The following is an 887-nucleotide window of genomic DNA, read 5'->3' as shown; positions in this document are numbered from 1 at the left end:
GACCGCTTCAACGAAGAGAAATCCACCTTCACCCTGCGCGGGGCCGATGCGCCCGATCTGAAGGCGGGGGTGGCGGCGATCCGTAACGTGCTGGCGACGCTACCGCTGCGCCCCGGCGTGTACCGTATGCAGGATGCGCGCGGCGACGTGCTGTATATCGGCAAGGCCCGCGCGCTGAAGAACCGCGTCGCCAACTATACTCAGGTCGATCGCCTGCCCAAGCGGCTCCAGCGGATGGTCGCGCAGACCCGGTCGATGACCATCGTCACGACCAATAACGAGGCCGAGGCGCTGCTGCTCGAAGCGCAGCTCATCAAGCGCTACCGCCCGGCCTTCAACGTCCTGCTGCGCGACGACAAGAGTTTCCCCTTCATCCTGTTGCGCAACGACCATGACTTTCCGCGCATCCAGAAACATCGCGGCGCCAGGCGCGCGGTCGGCAATTATTACGGCCCCTTCGCCAGCGCGGGCAGCGTCAACAACACGCTGAACGCGCTGCAAAAGCTGTTCCTGCTCCGCTCCTGCACCGACAGCTTCTTCAAGGGGCGCGACCGGCCGTGCCTGCTCTATCAGATCAAGCGCTGCTCGGCCCCCTGCGTTGGCCGGATCGACGAGGCCGCCTATGCCGAGCTGGTCGCCGACGCGAAGAACTTCCTCGGCGGGAAGTCGACCCAGGTCCAGGCCAAGCTCGGCGCGCAGATGCAGGCGGCGGCCGAGGCGATGGATTTCGAGCTGGCCGCGATCCTGCGCGACCGGCTGAAGGCGCTGACCTTCATCCAGGGGACGCAGGCAATCAATGCCGAGGGCGTGGGCGACGCCGACATCTTCGCGCTCGCCAATCGCGAGGGGGTAATGGGCATCCAGGCCTTCTTCATCCGCGGCGGCCA

1 protein-coding gene is annotated in these 887 nt (G+C 66.1%); it reads left to right on the top strand.

Going from position 1 to position 887, the window contains the following annotated elements:
* A partial coding sequence (locus tag U1700_RS14575; RefSeq protein WP_332753413.1) for a UvrB/UvrC motif-containing protein occupies window positions 1–887 on the top strand: 887 nt, incomplete at both ends.

This window comes from Sphingomonas sp. RB1R13 (genome assembly GCF_036663775.1).
Lineage (GTDB): Bacteria > Pseudomonadota > Alphaproteobacteria > Sphingomonadales > Sphingomonadaceae > Sphingomicrobium.
This window is presented reverse-complemented; position numbering and strand designations above follow the sequence as displayed.